Genomic DNA, 15,795 nt, shown 5'->3' with positions numbered 1-15,795 from the left:
CGTCTAGAGCGGGTAGCGGTCGCTCAATTCGCGCCGCACCCGGCGAACGTTCCATTCCGCGTGATCCAGCGCGTCGCGTGCCTCCCGGGCATTGCGACGCGCATCCTGGATTTCGCCTCTGACCTCTTGAATGCGGTTACGAATACGCTCCCGCTCTTCGTCCGTCAGGCCCTCCCCGCGCAGTTCTCGCTCCTTGGCCTCCAGCTTGTCCTCGCGGTTCTCGATCCGGGCCTCAGCGCTGTTCAAGGCGCTTTCCGCCGTTTCGTACGCGTCCTCGACCTCATGCAGCATTCGGCCGTCACGATAGGCCGGCAGAAACGCCTGCTCCTCCTCCGGCCGACAAACGCCGTAATAGGCATTGCCCGCCCGCCCCTCCTCCCAGCCGCGCTGGAAGGTGCAGTAGGTCCGCAAGCCATCCTCACGCGCCGAGCCATAGGCGGCCGGATTGGGTGCGATCTGAAACTTGGCGCAGGCTTTGGCGTGGTCGTCCAGCCGCGTCATCGGATAGCCCGACGCCCCGTCCGCATAGCCCTTCTCGCCCCACGCGCCGGCGAGGCATTCGCCCTTGCTCATGGTCGTGCAACTGCTCAGCAGCGTCGCTGCGGCGAACGCGCCCCCGGCGATCATCAACCGCTTCATCGGATGTCCCCAACGCCCCCAAGCTTGACTATCGCCTCACCCGCACCCCTCGCGCAAGCGGCCGGTCGTGCTAGGGAGACGACGTGTCCGCCCAAGATCTGATCGATGACGACGAAGACCCCGCGACCGGCGCCCCCGCCGAGGTGCTGGAGGCCCGCATCGACGCGGCCGGCGTTCGCCTGGACAAGGCCCTGGCCGGCGCCTTCCCCACCTTGTCACGCGCCCGGCTCCAGACCCTGCTGGCCGAGGGCGCCGTCAGTCGCGATGGCGCGGTTCTCACCGGCGGTTCCGCCAAAGCTCAGCCCGGCCTCTATGCGGTCGCCCTGCCGCCCGTCGCGCCGGCCACGCCCCAGCCCCAGGCCATCCCCCTGATCGTCCTCTACGAGGACGCCGACCTGATCGTCATCGACAAGCCTGCGGGCATGGCCGCCCACCCCGCGCCCGGCACGCCCGACGGCACCCTGGTCAACGCGCTGCTGGCCCACTGCGGCGACAGTCTGTCGGGCATCGGCGGCGTCGCCCGTCCCGGCATCGTCCACCGACTGGACAAGGACACCTCCGGCGTCATGGTCGCCGCCAAGACCGACCGAGCCCACGCCGGCCTCTCCGCCCTGTTCGCTACGCACGACATCGAGCGCACCTACATCGCCCTGACACGCGGCGCGCCGTCGCCCGCGACCGGCCGCATCCACACCCGCATCGGCCGCTCCACCGGCGATCGCAAGAAGATGGCGGTCCTAAAGGCCGGCGGACGCGAGGCCATCACCGACTATGTCGTCCAGGCGACCTATGGCGAATCCGCGAAAGCTGGCGGCGCGCCGATGGCTGCGCGCGTCGCCTGCACGCTGCACACCGGCCGCACCCATCAGATTCGCGTCCACCTGTCGTCCAAGGGCGCACCCATCCTCGGCGACGCGACCTATGGCTCAGGCAGTCCAGCCATTCCCGTCCGCGCCGCCATCGCCGAAGCGGGCCTTAAGCGTCAGGCCCTCCATGCCGCCGTCTTGGGCTTTGTCCATCCTGTCACGGGCGAGGCGCTTCGCTTCGAGACCGCGCCGCCGTCCGACATGCAGCGCCTGGAAACGCGCCTCGCCGAACTCTGAGCAGGCGTCCATTCAAGCAGGTCTTGAATAGCAACTGACAAAGTTCTATATTGGACGTCGATCGGCGCGAGTGGCGCCAGGGCCACGGTCACGCTTTCGTGTGACGATCCGCCTCTAAAAATGGCGGCAACCCATCGCTACTTTACCGGTTGAGGGGTGAGACGTCGGCGCACACACCGTGGCCGATGACGAAGAGCCCGCTCGTTCAAGACGGTCGGAGGGACCTGTATATGGCTGCCAATAGTACGCTCGCGGTGATGTCGCCTGAACAAGGCCTGTCGCGTTATCTGACGGAAATCCGCAAGTTTCCGATGCTGACCAAGGACGAGGAGTTCATGCTCGCCAAGCGTTGGTCCGAGCACCAAGACCCCGAAGCCGCCCACCGTCTCGTCACCTCGCACCTTCGTCTCGTGGCCAAGATCGCCATGGGGTATCGCGGCTACGGCCTGCCGATCGGCGAGGTGATTTCCGAGGGTAACGTCGGCCTCATGCAGGCCGTCAAGAAATTCGACGCCGACAAGGGTTTCCGCCTGGCGACCTACGCCATGTGGTGGATTCGCGCCTCGATCCAGGAATACATCCTGCGCAGCTGGTCGCTCGTGAAGATGGGCACCACCGCGGCGCAGAAGAAGTTGTTCTTCAACCTGCGCAAGGCCAAGAGCCAGATCTCGGCATTCGAGGAAGGCGATCTGCATCCTGAACACCTCGCCGCCATCGCCACCAAACTGGGCGTGACGGAGGAAGAGGTCACCAACATGAACCGCCGTCTCGGCGGCGACGCCTCGCTTAACGCCCCTTTGCGCGCCGACGGCGAAAGCGAGTGGCAGGACTGGCTGGCCGACGACACGGCCGTGTCTCAGGAAACCCAACTCGCCGACGACGAGGAAAAGGGCATCCGCATGAGCCTCCTGCAAGAGGCGATGGAAGAGCTGACCGACCGTGAGAAGCACATCCTCACGGAACGTCGCCTCAAGGACGATCCGGTCACGCTGGAAGAACTCGCCGGCCAGTATGGCGTCTCGCGCGAGCGCGTGCGTCAGATCGAGGTCCGCGCCTTCGAGAAGCTGCAAAAGGCCATGCGCGCCGCCGCCGAAGAGCGGAACTTGGTCGACGCCTGAGCAACTCGGTTCGCTGCGCCCTCAACGGCGCGGCGAACCGTCGATGGTCACGACGCGCGCGCCACTGGGGCCGTATCGTCGGCCGCTCTCGCAGCCGCCACCACCGTTCCGACGGGCTGGGCCAGTCCCGCCTTCGTCACCTGACCGCTGGCCACATAGGCCTGCAGAGTCGCCACAGCCATCGCCAGTCGGGCGTCCGCCGTCTTGATGGCCAGACCGTTCAGCGTCTCGGCCTGTTGGCGAATGGCGCGCGTCGCCTGCGACGGATCCTGCTCGAACTGCGACATGGCCGAAACCAGGATTCGCGACGCCTGATCGCGGATTTCGGCAGGGCCGCCTCCAGCCGCACCATCGCTGCGGCGCTTGCGCGCGCCCGAATATTCGCCCGAGTTGAACCGGCGACGATCCGGCCCGACGTAGCCGACGGCCTCGATCCAGGGTCGCGGCTTCAACGTCACATTCTCGACCCGCTTGAACAGGTCACCCGTCGTGAACGGCTTTCTCAGGAACTCGTGGATGCCGGCGTCGCGCGCGCCCTTGATCGCCGCGGCGGTCGCCTCGCCCGTCACCATGATGATCGGCGACATGCGGCACGACATGCTGGAGCGTCGGATGCGCCGCGCCAGAGTCTCGCCGTTCAGCCTGTCGCCGGACCGTTCTGTGAAGATCACGCCCGGCTCGACGTCGCGCAGCAACTCTAGCGCCCGCTCCTCGTCGCCCTCGGAATAGACCTCGCGCGCACCCATGCCCTTCACGATGTCCGTCAGCAGTCGCGCTGACGACAGATTGGCGTCCACGATGACCACCCGACGAAGCGCAGGCTCCATGCGGCTTATGGTTCTGGCGTTTGCGGCGAACACATCAGACTCCGAGTTTGGAGCCGTTATCCTTACCGCCCACGGGTTAAGACCTGTTGAATAGGTCTTTCTGCGTAGTCCGCCGCCTCACGCCGCCCCTTCCAAAGCCTCAGCCCTGGAACGGATCGCGCATCAGAATGGTGTCGTCGCGCTCGGGGCTGGTCGACAGCAGGGCCACCGGCGCGCCGATCAGTTCCTCGATCCGGCGCACATATTTGATGGCGTTGGCGTTGATGTCCTTGAAGCTGCGGACCCCGGCGGTGCTTTCGCTCCAGCCCTCCAGCTCTTCGAACACCGGCTCGGCCGCGCCCTGGGCCTTCAGGCTCGAGGGCAGATAGTCCAGCACCTCGCCATCGACCTTGTAGCCGACGCAGATCTTTAGCGTCTTCAACCCGTCCAGCACGTCCAGCTTGGTCAGGGCGATGCCGTCGATGCCGTTGATCGCCACGGACTGGCGCACCAACACGGCGTCGAACCAGCCGCAGCGGCGCGCGCGGCCGGTGTTCACTCCGACTTCGCGGCCAACGGTCGCCAGATGCTCGCCGACCTCGTCGTTCAGTTCGCAGGCGAAGGGGCCCTCTCCGACGCGCGTCGTATAGGCCTTCACGATGCCCAACACATAACCGACGCCGCGCGGACCGATGCCCGAACCCGCCGCCGCCTGGCCGGCCACCGTGTTGGAGCTGGTGACATAGGGATAGGTGCCGTGATCCACGTCCAGGAAGGCGCCCTGCGCCCCTTCGAACAGCACGCGCTTGCCGTCCTTCTGCGCCTGATCCAGCACGCGCCAGGCCGGTTTCACATAGGGCAGGATCTTCGGCGCGATCTCCAACAGAGACGCCAGCAGCGCATCGGGATCGATCGGCTCCAGCCCCAGACCGGCGCGAAGCGGATCGTGGTGCGAGCGCAGCCGATCGATCTTGACCTTCAGATCGTCTTCATTGGCCAGATCGCAGACCCGAATGGCGCGACGCCCCACCTTGTCCTCATAGGCCGGACCGATGCCCCGCCCGGTCGTGCCGATCTTGGCGCCCGGCGCGCTGGCCGCCGCCTCGCGCGCCACGTCCAGCGCCGGGTGGATGGGCAGGATCAGGCAGGCGTTGTCTGCGATGGTCAGGATATCAGGGCTGATCGCCACGCCCTGGGCGGCGATCTTTTCGATCTCGCCAACCAAATGCCAGGGATCGACGACCACGCCGTTGCCGATGATCGACGGCTTGCCCTGCACAACGCCCGAAGGCAGCAACGCCAGCTTATAGACCTTACCGTCCACAACCAGCGTATGGCCGGCGTTGTGACCGCCCTGGAACCGCACGACCATGTCGGCGCGGTTGGACAGCCAGTCCACGATCTTGCCCTTGCCCTCGTCGCCCCACTGGGCGCCGACCACCGCTACGTTCGCCAAAACCGTCTCTCCGCACTGGAATGCGGGCGCAGCCTATAGCGAGGGAATCGTCCGATGTCGTCCCGTCAGGCGGATTTATCCGACTTCGCTGACCGCTGTCTCGAACGCCCATTCCAGCCAGCGCGTCGCCGCAACCACATCGGCCGTCTCGACCGTGCAGCCGCACCACAGACGAAGGCCAGACGGCGCATTGCGGTGCGGCTCCATGTCGAACACGGCCGCTTCGCCTTCCAGCAGGGCCTTGAACCGCACGACGAAGGCCTTCTGCGCCTTGTCGTCCAGCGCGGCGATCCGCGCATCGGTGAACTTCAGGCAGACCGAGGTCGTCGACCGTATCTCCGGCCGATCCGGCAGGAAGGCGATCCAGTCGGTCCGTTCCACCCATTGCGCCAACGCGGCGTAGTTGGCGTCGGTCCGCCGGATCAGTTCGCTCAATCCGCCGATGTCCTTGGCCCAGCCCAGGGCGTCGATCCAGTCTTCGATTGTCAGGATCGAGAAGGTATTGATCGCCACCCCGTCCGCCAACGCCCTATCAAACCGTCCCTTGCCGTCCGTCAGCCGCAACAGCTTGGGAATCGCCCGATCCGGCCGGTAGGTATCCAGCCGCTCGACCGCGCGCGGCGACAGCACCATCACCCCGATGCCCGCCTCGCCGCCCAGCGCTTTCTGGAAGCTGAAGGTCACAACATCCAGCTTGTCCCACGGCAGCGGCATGGCGAAGGCGGCGGAGGTCGCGTCGCAGATCGCCAGTCCCTCGCGATCGTCGGCGATCCAGTCGGCGTCCGGCACGCGCACCCCCGAGGTCGTGCCGTTCCACGGGAACACCACGTCCTTGGACCAGTCGGCCCGGCTCAGATCCGGGAGTTCGCCCCACGGCGCCGTTAGCGCCTCGGGCTCCAGCCCGAGATGATCCCTCACGTCCGCCAGCCAGGTCAGGCCGAAGTTCTCGAACGCCACGACCTGCACGGGCCGGGCGCCCAACATCCCCCACAGCGCCGCCTCGACCGCGCCTGTGTCCGACCCCGGCGTATAGAGCATCACATGGCTGTCAGGCACTTCCAGCACCTCGCGCGTCAGCCGAAGGCCATGCGCGAACCGCTCGACCACCTCCGGCGCGCGAATACCGCGTCCCAGCAGATCGGACGGCAATCCACCGAGCGCATAGCCCGGCCGCTTCGCCGTCGGCCCCGCCGAAAACCACGGCCGCGCCGGCTTCACATCAGGCTTCGTGCTCATGCTCTTTTCCTTTGGCGCAACCGCGCTTCACGCGGCTTGAGCGCGCTCACCGCCCCGGCGTATAGGGCCGCCTGGCCCGCCAATCCTCGGCGAACTGGGTCAGTTCGGCGTCCGGCGCATCCGGCAGCGTCACCATGACCCGCGCCAGCAGATCGCCGCGTCTGCCTTGCGCAAACGCGCCGCGGCCTTTCAGCCTCAGCACCTTGCCCGAGTTCGATCCGGCCGGCAGCGTCATCTGCACCACGCCCTCGGGCGTCGGCACCCGCACCTTGGCGCCCAGCACCGCGTCAGGCACCGACACCGGCAGGTCCATCGTCAAGTCCGCCCCGTCGCGCTTGTAGATGGGGTGCGGCTCGATCCTCAGCTCGATCAGCGCATCGCCGTTCTCGGCCCCGCGTCCCGGCGATCCCTGGCCGCGCAGGCGGATCGTCTGGCCTTCCGACGCCCCCTTGGGAATGGTCACGTCCAGGGTGCGTCCATCCGAGAACTGAATCCGCCGCGTCGCCCCGGCGATGGCGTCTTCCAGACTGATGTCCAGCGTCGCCTTCACGTCCTGGCCGCGCGAGGTGAAGTCCCGCGCGCCGCGCTGACGCCCGGCCCCGCCGAACATCCCGAACAGGTCGTCCAGATCGACGCCTTCAAAGTTGGCCCGGCCGCCCGGCCCGCCGCCTTGGCCGAACGGATTGCCGCCTTGGCCGAACGGGCTGCCGCCGGCGCGACCGCCCCCGCCGAAGCCGCGGTACTGTTCGTTGCCGTCGCCGTCGATCTGGCCCGCGTCGTATTTGGCGCGCTTTTCCTTGTCGCCCAGGATGTCGAAGGCCGCCGTCACCCGTTTAAACTTGTCCTCGGTGATCTTGTCGCCGGGGTTCTTGTCGGGATGCAGCTCCTTGGCGAGCTTGCGATACGCCTTCTTGACCTCGTCCGCGCTCGCGCCCTTCGAAACGCCCAGTTCCTTGTAGGGGTCGCCTGCCACGTCCGTTGTCGCTCCAGCTGAAAAAGGTCGAGAGGCCGTCAGTTAAGCCATGCCCCGCCCCGCGCAAAGGGCTGGACCCGCCCTATTTCGTCAGAGCCGCCGGATTTCCGCATCCACCTCCGCTTCTGGGCCCCACCCGAACCCGTCGCCCCACTGCGCCACGGCGATCCGCGCCGTCGATGTCGCGCCGTCTGGGAAGTCCACCGCCAAGTCGGCCGTAGAATAGGATGCCGATAGCCCCTCGACCTCCATCGTCCGCACCACGACGTCATGATCAAACACGCGCAGCCGGAACCGCATCGGATCGACCGTTGTCGGTTCCCCATCCCAGTTGTCGCCGAACAGCCGTACGCGTGACGTCCATCCGATCTTCAGACCCTCCACCGACGTGTCGACCGTCAGACCAGACGGCGACCACGGCCGATCATGCACGCCCCTCGCCACAAACAGTGCCTCGCTGAACCCCGCACCGCCCGGCGCCGCGCCAGCCGGTCCCGCGCGACAGACCAGCGGCAGGCCACGCTCCCCCCGCCCGATCTCCGCGCGCGCCAGTCGGTCGTCCAGAAACACCACGACGGACCCCGCCCCGGCGCCCGCCCGCATCTCGACCTCGGTCCCCTGCTGCCCGCGCAACAGACCGGTCAGCCGCCACGTCCCCGGCCCGACCAGAACCGCCGACCGATACTGAACGATCTCCCAGCCCGCCGCCGTCTCGACCGCCAGCGCATTGCCGCCGCCCAGCACCGCCGCCTCGACCGCGCTTTCCGGCGCCTCGCCCTCGACCTGCACCACCACGGCGTTGGCCTCGTCCCAGCGGTGCCGCACGCCGGGTGCCAGCGCCTCGACCAGCACCCCGACCGTCGCCGGCGTCTCCACCTCGCCCCTCGCCGTCAGCGCCTCAGCCGTCGGCCCGGCATGCAGCCGCATCGTCCGCCACGGTTCGGCCGCCACGGCGATCAAGGGCCGTGCGTCCGCCTCACGCCCTATCAAGGGCGGCAGGTCCAACACTTTCAGGAACGGCGCCCAGACCACGACCGGTGTCTCTCCCACGCGCCAGACGCCGTCGTCCTCGACCGCCCGCCGCGCACTCACCGGCTCCAGCACCGCCGACGGCGTCTCGTCCGACGTGACCCGCATCACGCGCCAGTCGCCCGACCGACCTTCCACCCTCACTCCGTCCCCCGGCTCCAGCCGCAAGGCTTCCAGGGGCCCCAGCCCCCAGGTCTTCGCCTCCACACCCTCGCCGTCCAGCGCTCTCTCCGCCGCCGCCTTCGCTAATCCGCCGCCGCACACCAGCGGCAGGTCCAGATCGACCCCGCCTGCCGTCGCCGCCGCATCGTCCGACCGCACGACCACCGCCCCGGTCTGATAGTCCGCCGTCTCGTCGATGAACCGCACCCGCGCCTCGCCCGCCCTGTGCTCCAGCGTCCGCGTCGCCGTCTCCGCCGCCCCGCCATCGGGCAGAGCTAGCGCCTCGCGCCCAATCTCGACCACCGTCTCCACCCGCCCCAGCACGGCGACCTTCCCGTTCCGCTCGGCGGCCACGGCGTCGAACGCCGCCAGCAGCGGCTCCAGCGCATCGCGCGTCCGCATCGGCCGGTCGATGACATAGCCGGCCGCCGCCCCCTCGACGCCCTCGATCGCCATCTCTTCGGGTGACAACCCGCCTCGCGCCAACACCGCCTCGATCAGATCGCGCCCGTCGCCCGCCAGCCGTCCGTTCAGCCAATGCCCGGCGCGCCACGCCCCTGCGTCGGCCCAGACATCGCCCCGCGCCGGAAACGTCGGATAGGGCCGCGCGTCCCAGCACCAGGCGTCCGCCGCCTCCAGCATCCGCCCGCCATAGACCTCCGAAACCGGATTGTTCTCAGCCGCCGCATAATGCCCCAGCACCGCCTCCAGCGCCGCCCGCTGCACCGCGTCGTCCCGCGCGCCCGTCGATCCCGGCGGCAGGCTGCTCTCGCTGCTTTTCGCATCCTGAAACAGGTTCGGCGCATTGCCGCCCCGATCCACCGCCGCACAGCCGAACTCCGATAGCCGCACCGGCTTCATTCCCGGAATCCAGGCCGACGGCGTCGCACTCCGCACCCCGCCCGGCCGATCATGGTGCAGATTTGACCACCAGCCCTTCAGGTCCTTGGGCCGAAACACCCAGTCCTCGCCATGCGACCCGTCGACGATGGGCGTCCTCACCTGCGCCGCCCGATCCGCCTCGCTGGCGTAGAACCAGTCGAACCCGTCCGCGCCCGCGACGCCCGCCGCCAGATAGGCCGGGTCCGCCGCCCCGGCAAACGTCTCCGCATCGATCCCGCCGTCGCCCTCGCGCCAGTCCGTCAGCGGCGGATACCAGTCGATCGACACATGATCGATGTTCGCATCGGCCCACAGCGGGTCGAGGTGAAACACCACCTCCCCGCCCGCCTGTCGCCCGAAATATTCGCTCCAGTCCGCCGCATAGGACAGTTTCACGCTCGGCCCGACCACCGCTCGACATTCCGCCGCCAGCGCCCGCAACTGATCGACCGCCGGAAAACCCCCGGCCGCATCCCGCGTCCAGGTCACGCCCCGCATCTCCGACCCGATCAACAGGCCGTCCGCCCCCTCATCCGCCGCGATCCGGGCATAGTGCAGCGCCATCCGCCGCAAGCCCCAGTCGTCCGGCCCGCCGAACAAGGCCGCGATCTCCGCCGTCGCCCCGGCTCCGTCCACGCCCGCCACCCGTCCACGCCACGGATAGGCGAGGCAGTCCATGAAGACGAACGGATACAGGGTCACCTCAAGCCCCCGCGCCTTCAGCTCGCGGATCGCCTGACGCACGCTCTCGTCCGAAGGCGTCCCGCCATAGGCCGGCGCCCCATCCACCTGACTGACCTCATAGGCCTCATCGCGCGCGACGCCCGCCACGGACCAGACCCGCGGTTCGGTCGGCTTCTCGCGCCGCTCCACCCCCGGCCGAACCTGACAATGCCCAGCCCTCAGATCGCTGCCGAACCACCCCACCACCAGACTGACCCGCTTCAGGTTCGGCAGTTGCGCCTGAAGCTGATCCAGCGAAGCGATCAGGTCGGCCCGGCCCTCGCCATTGTGAACATTTTCCGCTGTCGCCCGCGTCAGTCCCTCGCGGCGCACCACCGTCTCGGTCGCCAGGGCAAACTCCCCCGCGCCGGGGATCAGGCACACCCCTTCCAGCCGGTCCTCCAGCCGCACCGTCTGTCCGCGCGGTCGCCGGAACACCTCGAAGCTCAGTTGCGGAACCCGATCCCCGAACGGCCCCAGCGGCAGGTCCTCGAACACCACATAGGCCGTGCCGCGATACGCCGGCGCATCCCGTTCCACCGCCTCGATCAACGGATCCGCCCTCTGCCCGTCGCCCCCGCGATGCACCCGCATTACCACGCCGGTCGTGTCCATCAGCCGCCCGTCGGCCCAGACCCGCCCGACCCCGTCGATCTCGCCCTCGCAAAGCGCCACGGCGAAGCTCAGCGAATAGACATAGTCGATCGTCTTCGGACCGCCCTTGCCCGCACGGCCCTTGTTTTTGCCTTCCAGGAACCGCGCCGCCCAGATCACCTGACCCGTCACCCGCGCCCGTCCGAAGACGCAGGCCATCGGCGCCCCTTCCGCCGTGCCCTGAACCTTCAGTGTCTCCAGCCTCGGCCCCACCTGCCGCGCCGGCCCCAGCGCGCCCACCACCCGACTGTCGATCGCCCGCCCGAGGGTCGAGCCGATCACCCGCCCGACCGGCCCGCCGATCGACTGCCCGACCGCGCTCAAAACGACTTGCGCCATGCCTTTAAACTCCGTCATCCTCGGTCAACGAGGCGGCGCACGCCGCCAAGGCCGAACCGGGGACAGGAAACCGGAACACGGCCGCCAGCCGTCTTTGCCACCACACGCCCATCCAGCTCTCGACCACCGCTCGACCCCAATAGGCGTGGATCATCCTCGGCTCCGGCCCGCCGACGCCGCTCAGGATGGCGCAATGCTTCACCGCCGCCCCCGGCGACATGCGAAACAGCAACACGTCGCCCGCCCGCATCTGATCGACCGCAACCGGCCGCATCCACCGCCCCGCCGCCTCCAGCAGCGTCTCGCGCCCGCCGACCTCGGCCCAGTCGGCCGAATAGGCCGGCAAGACCTCGGGCTCCTCGCCCAACACCTCGCGCCAGACCCCGCGCACCAGTCCCAGACAGTCCGCGCCCACACCCTTCACGCTGGCCTGATGCCGATAGGGCGTGCCGAGCCAGGACCGGGCGGACATCACCACCGCGCTCCCGCTCACCGGCGGCTCCCGCCGTCGTTGCGCGCACTTCCGGCCGGATAGGCCGTCAGGAAGTCGTCCCCCGGCACATCCGGAAATCCGCGAAAGTTCGCCCCATTCCCGAACGTCCCGACACAGGTCGCCCACCGCTTGTCGCAGACCCGCCCCGCCGCCTCCGCGACCCCGCATCTCTGGTCTCCCAGCCGCGCATCGCACATCCGCCCATAGGTCCGCCCGACCACCCGCTCCAGCTTCGCCAGGGGTCCCTCAAGCTCGGCGACGAAGCTCTCCCCCTGGCGCTGGATCTTCGCCAGCGCCCCCGACCACAGCCGCACCCGCAGATCCGGCCGCGCCCAGTCCACGCGCCACAGTTCGACCGTCGCCTTGTCGAACAGACCCGCCGCCACATCCGCTTCAGCGATCGCCGCATCGTCTAGCACGCCCGCCGCCGAAACCGACCCCGCCGCCAGCCCGACCGCGCTCTCGCCCGCCCCCGCCGTCCAGCCGCTCGCCGCCCGACAGACGACCCCGTCCACCATCAGGTCCCGGTCGTGATCGGTGAACCCCATCACCACGCCGTCGGCTCGCTCCAGCCGCCAGACATGGCAAAGCGTCGCCGCCCCGCTCTCGATGCGGGCGGCCATTTCGTTCGGTATGTCGCGCATGGCTCAGACCCGAACCTCGATCAGCGGAACCGCCGCCATCCGTCCGGCCTCGAAGCTCTCCAGCGTCGTCTCGATCCGATCGCTGTCGAACCGCACCGGCGTGTCGAACTGAAACCCCGCCGTCACGCTGACGCCCGCCTCCGGCGCGCGCTCCAGCGTCACCCGCCCGGTCACGAGATCGACCATAAAAGCCGTCGTCTCGACACCACCCAGCGCCACCCGCACCGATCCCTCGACCGGCTTGGCGATCGGCCGCTCCACATCGCCGTAGCGCTTCACCAGATCTAACGCGGTGCGAACCCCGTCGCCCACGCCCAGCACCTGATCCTCCGCCGAGACCACCCCGCCCGGCGCGCACGATTTGAAATCGGCGAAGTCCTTGAACCGGAACCCGTACAGCCGTCCCCGCCGCTCCTCGAAGAAGGCGACCAACTCGGCCATGTCGTCCAGCGACCTCAGGTTCGCCCCGATCAGATACCGCCTGCGCCCCAGCGCCCAGGGCGTGGACCGCCGCTCGAACCCCGACGCCAGGGTCGTGATCTCCGTCCGACGCTCCACCCCGCCGGTCGAACCGAACGCCAGCCGCGCGGGCAGGCGCACCTCATGAAAGGCCATGCGAACCTTTCCTCCCTTTCACTTGTTCATGGATCGTCGCTCGTTCATGGTCGCATTGCGGCCAGCTTCGGCCGCATGCCCAAGGGGAGCGACACGTTTGCGCGGCGAGATTCTCAGCTACGACACCACCACCGGAATCGGTCTGATCAGCGGCGACGACGGCGCCCGTTACGATTTCACCTCGGCCGCGCTGCAATCGCCGGCCGTGCCCGCCGCCGGCGTCCGCGTCGACTTCGTCCCCGAAGGTGCCGCCGCCACCCAGATCCTGATCCTGGCCGGTTCGCCCACCACCACCGGCGTCGCCGGCGGCTACGCCAGCTCGACCTCGACCGCCGTCGCCGGCTTCGACTGGCAAAAGCTGTTTCTGTCCTTCGAGGGGCGCATCCGCCGCAGCCATTTCTGGATCGGCTGGCTGATCCTGCTGGGCGTCAACGTCGTCATCAGCTGGATCCCGATCATCAATCTGTTCGGGATCGTGCTGATCTGGCCCAACCTCGCCATTTCGGTGAAGCGCCTTCACGACATGGGCAAGACCGGCTGGCTGATCGCCATTCCCTGGATTGGCTCCATCGTCGCCTTTGTAGCCGGCTTCGCCATAATGATCGCCGGCGCCGTCGCCAACGGCTATGCCGAGGACTATTACGAGAGCAATCCCGCCGCCGTCTTCGCCCTGATGGGCCCGGCCATCGGCCTGTTCGCCATCGCCGGCCTCTTGGGCTTGGCGTTCCTGATCTGGATCGGCGTCGTCGACAGCCAGAAGGGCGAGAACCGCTTCGGCCCGAACCCGAAGGGCGAATAAGTCTTACCGCCCGAGTGACTTCAGCGCCGCCGCCCCGTCCTCGACGGGGCGGCGTTTTCACATCCGCCTGGCGCCCAGGCTGACGGCCCGCGCCAGCATCTGGGCGATCTGCGCCTCGGACCGCAGCAGGGCCGGTGTGCCGCCGTCCACCGCCACATTGACCGTCACGCCCCCACCGCCGACCGGCCCGATCTCGCCGCCCATCGACGGTCTAAACACCTCCGGCCCGCGCTCGCCGACCAGATAGGCTGCACCGCCCTGCACCGGCCCGCCGTCCGCCCGCGCCCCGCCGAAGCTGGACATCAGCGACTGGATCGCCGCGCTCAGCCCGCCACCCTGCGATCCTGCTGCCGCATTGACCGCATTCAGCACCGCCCGCGCCAGTTCGGCCAGCGACACCTCCCCGTCCGCCGCCGCCCGCGCCAGCGATCGCGTCAGACTGTCGCCCGCCCGACCGAACGCCTCCTCGATGGCGTCAGCCGCATCCTGCGCCGGCGCCTTCAGCGCCTCCAGCGCCGCCCCGGCTTCGGCCGCTCTCAGCGCGACCTGATCGATCCCGTCCCGCCCGAACTCATCCGCCATCCGGCCAACCCTCCATCAATCGCGCCAGCCCCTCGCGTCCCAAAGGCGCCGTCCCCCGCGGAACTTGCGTCAACATCCGCCACTCCCTCAACGACAGCCGCCAGAACGCCTCGGGCGCCACGCCCATCGCAGCCGCCAGCCTCAGCATCTCGGCCCAGGGCGTCACCTCGCCGCCGCCGCAAACGCCTGCGCCACCGCGACCCCCGCCTCGCGCGGATAGACCGTCGCGACATCCACCGCCTCCTCCCCGCCCCCACGCAACACCGCCGCCAGCACCACCATCAGATCCCTCGCCGACAGCGTCTTCATCCGCTCTACCACCGCCGCCAGCCCGTCGACGCCCAGCCCCGTCTCGATCTCCGCCAGCGCCCCCAGCGTCAAACACGCCCGTCGCCGCGCGCCGCCCAGCATCACGGCCGCCTCGCCCCGCGCCCCGTTCATATCGCGCTGAAGCCGATGGCCCCCGCGCTGGCCAGGCTCAGCGCGAAGGTCGCTTCCCCCTCGTGCTCGCCGGCGTATTCCAGCGTCGCCACCAGGAACGGCCCCTCCAGCACGCCGAAGTCCGGCACGATCAGCCGCCACCGTTTCGCCGCCTGATCGAAGAAGGCCTCGCGCACCAAGGCATCGGAGGCGGCATCGCGGAAGATGCCCTGCCCCGACACCGCCGCCGACTTCACGCCCGCGCCAGCCAGCAGCTCGCGCCACCGCCCGGCGCTGTCGCCGTCGGTCGCATCCACCGTCTTGGCGTTCAGCGAGATCGTCCGCGCCCTCAACCCCGCCACCGTCGTGAACACGCCCGGCGCGGCCTCGATCTTCAGCAACATGTCCTTGCCGGCCTGTGCCGTCATGCGTTTTCTCCCACTTCTTCGGTTACCGCCCTCAGCCGCACGACCGCATAGGTCCGCCGCGCATCGCCCGCCCGGAACACTTCCGCCAACGTCGCCCTCAGCGTCGCCGTCCGCACGCCGTCGGCCTCCAGCACGGCCTCGTGCAGACACGCCCGCACCGCCGCCGCGACCGCCTTGGCCTCTTCCGATCCCGCGAAGCGCGACACGCCCGTCAGGGTCAGCTTCTGCTCGACCCCGCCCCCGTCCGCCGCCACCGGCCGACTCTCGCACCGCCCCAGCGCCAGATAGGGACACAGCGCCCCTTCCGGTGCCTGGTCGTAAACCCGCTCCTGGATCAGGGCCGACAGCGCCGGATCGGCCTTCAGCGCCGCCACCATCGCCTTCTGCAGCGCGCCTTCATGGTCCCTCATCGCACCCGCTCCAGAACCAGCTTCGCTCGCCCCGGCCGCGCATCCTCGACCGAGACAATCCGCCACTCCGCCCCGCCGAACCGTAGCACGCGACCGATCATCAGCCGGGCATCCGCCCGCGCCTCGGCGCCCATCGTCTCGACCGCCCGCCTTTGATCGCCCTCGCCGCGTTCAGTGCGCCGACGCGCCCCGCACTTCAGCCAGGCGGATCCTGCCGCCTCGAACGACACGCTGCGCCCGCCGTAAGGCGTCTCGGCCTCCACCGGCTGAAACAACCCCGCTAG

The 15,795-nt window shown here is 68.9% G+C and carries 18 protein-coding genes; 3 read left to right on the top strand and 15 right to left on the bottom strand.

Annotated features, from left to right (window positions below; translation table 11 throughout):
- Window positions 1–3: 3 nt before the first annotated feature.
- A complete protein-coding gene (locus AC3WRC_RS01930) occupies window positions 4–639 on the bottom strand; it encodes a DUF2799 domain-containing protein (RefSeq protein WP_492302696.1) in 636 nt (211 codons plus the stop codon).
- Window positions 640–722: 83 nt separating this feature from the next.
- On the opposite strand from AC3WRC_RS01930, the gene AC3WRC_RS01925 reads away from it, so the two are divergent.
- Complete coding sequence (locus tag AC3WRC_RS01925; RefSeq protein ID WP_492302695.1) at window positions 723–1,742, top strand: RluA family pseudouridine synthase; 1,020 nt, start codon at window positions 723–725, stop codon at window positions 1,740–1,742.
- A 230-nt stretch (window positions 1,743–1,972) separates the two neighbouring features.
- On the top strand, window positions 1,973–2,860 hold the full coding sequence (gene rpoH, locus AC3WRC_RS01920; protein ID WP_026108409.1) for an RNA polymerase sigma factor RpoH: 888 nt from the start codon (window positions 1,973–1,975) through the stop codon (window positions 2,858–2,860).
- Window positions 2,861–2,907: 47 nt separating this feature from the next.
- Here rpoH and AC3WRC_RS01915 read toward each other — a convergent pair whose 3' ends face one another.
- The 8 genes from AC3WRC_RS01915 to AC3WRC_RS01880 all read right to left on the bottom strand — a co-directional run bounded on the left by AC3WRC_RS01915 (window position 2,908) and on the right by AC3WRC_RS01880 (window position 12,872).
- Window positions 2,908–3,720 (bottom strand): response regulator, encoded by an 813-nt coding sequence (locus tag AC3WRC_RS01915; protein ID WP_091748431.1) that lies wholly within the window; start codon window positions 3,718–3,720, stop codon window positions 2,908–2,910.
- A gap of 106 nt (window positions 3,721–3,826) precedes the next feature.
- The gene (locus AC3WRC_RS01910; protein ID WP_492302693.1) at window positions 3,827–5,122 is read right to left on the bottom strand and encodes an adenylosuccinate synthase; all 1,296 of its coding nucleotides are present in this window, start codon (window positions 5,120–5,122) and stop codon (window positions 3,827–3,829) included.
- Between the two features lie 75 nt (window positions 5,123–5,197).
- Window positions 5,198–6,358, bottom strand: a complete 1,161-nt coding sequence (locus AC3WRC_RS01905; RefSeq protein WP_492302692.1) for a phosphoserine transaminase — start codon at window positions 6,356–6,358, stop codon at window positions 5,198–5,200.
- 46 nt (window positions 6,359–6,404) lie between these two features.
- The gene (locus AC3WRC_RS01900) at window positions 6,405–7,331 is read right to left on the bottom strand and encodes a DnaJ C-terminal domain-containing protein (protein WP_174085876.1); all 927 of its coding nucleotides are present in this window, start codon (window positions 7,329–7,331) and stop codon (window positions 6,405–6,407) included.
- Window positions 7,332–7,421: 90 nt separating this feature from the next.
- Window positions 7,422–11,120, bottom strand: a complete 3,699-nt coding sequence (locus AC3WRC_RS01895; protein ID WP_492302691.1) for a baseplate multidomain protein megatron — start codon at window positions 11,118–11,120, stop codon at window positions 7,422–7,424.
- 4 nt (window positions 11,121–11,124) lie between these two features.
- Window positions 11,125–11,613 carry an NlpC/P60 family protein gene (locus AC3WRC_RS01890; protein WP_492302690.1) on the bottom strand — a complete coding sequence of 163 codons (489 nt, stop codon included), beginning with the start codon at window positions 11,611–11,613 and terminating at the stop codon, window positions 11,125–11,127.
- Window positions 11,610–12,257 carry a phage/gene transfer agent baseplate hub protein gene (locus tag AC3WRC_RS01885; protein ID WP_492302689.1) on the bottom strand — a complete coding sequence of 216 codons (648 nt, stop codon included), beginning with the start codon at window positions 12,255–12,257 and terminating at the stop codon, window positions 11,610–11,612. The genes AC3WRC_RS01890 and AC3WRC_RS01885 overlap by 4 nt, the downstream gene beginning before the upstream one ends.
- Window positions 12,258–12,260: 3 nt before the next feature.
- On the bottom strand, window positions 12,261–12,872 hold the full coding sequence (locus tag AC3WRC_RS01880) for a phage distal tail protein, Rcc01695 family (RefSeq protein ID WP_492302688.1): 612 nt from the start codon (window positions 12,870–12,872) through the stop codon (window positions 12,261–12,263).
- A gap of 97 nt (window positions 12,873–12,969) precedes the next feature.
- On the opposite strand from AC3WRC_RS01880, the gene AC3WRC_RS01875 reads away from it, so the two are divergent.
- The gene (locus tag AC3WRC_RS01875; RefSeq protein ID WP_492302687.1) at window positions 12,970–13,671 is read left to right on the top strand and encodes a DUF805 domain-containing protein; all 702 of its coding nucleotides are present in this window, start codon (window positions 12,970–12,972) and stop codon (window positions 13,669–13,671) included.
- A gap of 57 nt (window positions 13,672–13,728) precedes the next feature.
- Here the strand turns inward: AC3WRC_RS01875 and AC3WRC_RS01870 are convergent, their stop codons facing one another.
- Genes AC3WRC_RS01870 through AC3WRC_RS01845 form a run of 6 tightly spaced genes read right to left on the bottom strand, consistent with a single transcriptional unit; the run spans window position 13,729 to window position 15,786 of the window.
- A complete protein-coding gene (locus AC3WRC_RS01870; protein WP_492302686.1) occupies window positions 13,729–14,253 on the bottom strand; it encodes a phage tail tape measure C-terminal domain-containing protein in 525 nt (174 codons plus the stop codon).
- Entirely contained in the window at window positions 14,243–14,380 is a 138-nt protein-coding gene (locus tag AC3WRC_RS01865) for a phage tail assembly chaperone (RefSeq protein WP_492302991.1), read from the bottom strand. The genes AC3WRC_RS01870 and AC3WRC_RS01865 overlap by 11 nt, the downstream gene beginning before the upstream one ends.
- 35 nt (window positions 14,381–14,415) lie before the next feature.
- Complete coding sequence (locus AC3WRC_RS01860; protein WP_492302684.1) at window positions 14,416–14,694, bottom strand: GTA-gp10 family protein; 279 nt, start codon at window positions 14,692–14,694, stop codon at window positions 14,416–14,418.
- Window positions 14,691–15,101 carry a phage major tail protein, TP901-1 family gene (locus AC3WRC_RS01855; RefSeq protein ID WP_492302683.1) on the bottom strand — a complete coding sequence of 137 codons (411 nt, stop codon included), beginning with the start codon at window positions 15,099–15,101 and terminating at the stop codon, window positions 14,691–14,693. The genes AC3WRC_RS01860 and AC3WRC_RS01855 overlap by 4 nt, the downstream gene beginning before the upstream one ends.
- A complete protein-coding gene (locus tag AC3WRC_RS01850) occupies window positions 15,098–15,511 on the bottom strand; it encodes a DUF3168 domain-containing protein (protein ID WP_492302682.1) in 414 nt (137 codons plus the stop codon). Before AC3WRC_RS01850 ends, AC3WRC_RS01855 begins: the two co-directional genes overlap by 4 nt.
- A complete protein-coding gene (locus tag AC3WRC_RS01845) occupies window positions 15,508–15,786 on the bottom strand; it encodes a phage head-tail adapter protein (protein ID WP_492302680.1) in 279 nt (92 codons plus the stop codon). The genes AC3WRC_RS01850 and AC3WRC_RS01845 overlap by 4 nt, the downstream gene beginning before the upstream one ends.
- Between the last annotated feature and the right edge of the window lie 9 nt (window positions 15,787–15,795).

This window comes from Brevundimonas sp. EU05-FHT14B07, from assembly GCF_058790795.1.
This window is presented reverse-complemented; position numbering and strand designations above follow the sequence as displayed.

Bases quoted from the DNA above. Each gene is read 5' to 3' on its own strand.
- AC3WRC_RS01930 (WP_492302696.1), bottom strand. From the start codon at position 639: ATGAAGCGGTTGATGATCGCCGGGGGCGCGTTCGCCGCAGCGACGCTG.
- rpoH (WP_026108409.1), top strand. From the start codon at position 1,973: ATGGCTGCCAATAGTACGCTCGCGGTGATGTCGCCTGAACAAGGCCTG.
- AC3WRC_RS01905 (WP_492302692.1), bottom strand. From the start codon at position 6,358: ATGAGCACGAAGCCTGATGTGAAGCCGGCGCGGCCGTGGTTTTCGGCG.
- AC3WRC_RS01895 (WP_492302691.1), bottom strand. From the start codon at position 11,120: ATGGCGCAAGTCGTTTTGAGCGCGGTCGGGCAGTCGATCGGCGGGCCG.
- AC3WRC_RS01885 (WP_492302689.1), bottom strand. From the start codon at position 12,257: ATGCGCGACATACCGAACGAAATGGCCGCCCGCATCGAGAGCGGGGCG.
- AC3WRC_RS01880 (WP_492302688.1), bottom strand. From the start codon at position 12,872: ATGGCCTTTCATGAGGTGCGCCTGCCCGCGCGGCTGGCGTTCGGTTCG.
- AC3WRC_RS01870 (WP_492302686.1), bottom strand. From the start codon at position 14,253: ATGGCGGATGAGTTCGGGCGGGACGGGATCGATCAGGTCGCGCTGAGA.
- AC3WRC_RS01865 (WP_492302991.1), bottom strand. From the start codon at position 14,380: ATGGGCGTGGCGCCCGAGGCGTTCTGGCGGCTGTCGTTGAGGGAGTGG.
- AC3WRC_RS01860 (WP_492302684.1), bottom strand. From the start codon at position 14,694: ATGAACGGGGCGCGGGGCGAGGCGGCCGTGATGCTGGGCGGCGCGCGG.
- AC3WRC_RS01855 (WP_492302683.1), bottom strand. From the start codon at position 15,101: ATGACGGCACAGGCCGGCAAGGACATGTTGCTGAAGATCGAGGCCGCG.
- AC3WRC_RS01850 (WP_492302682.1), bottom strand. From the start codon at position 15,511: ATGAGGGACCATGAAGGCGCGCTGCAGAAGGCGATGGTGGCGGCGCTG.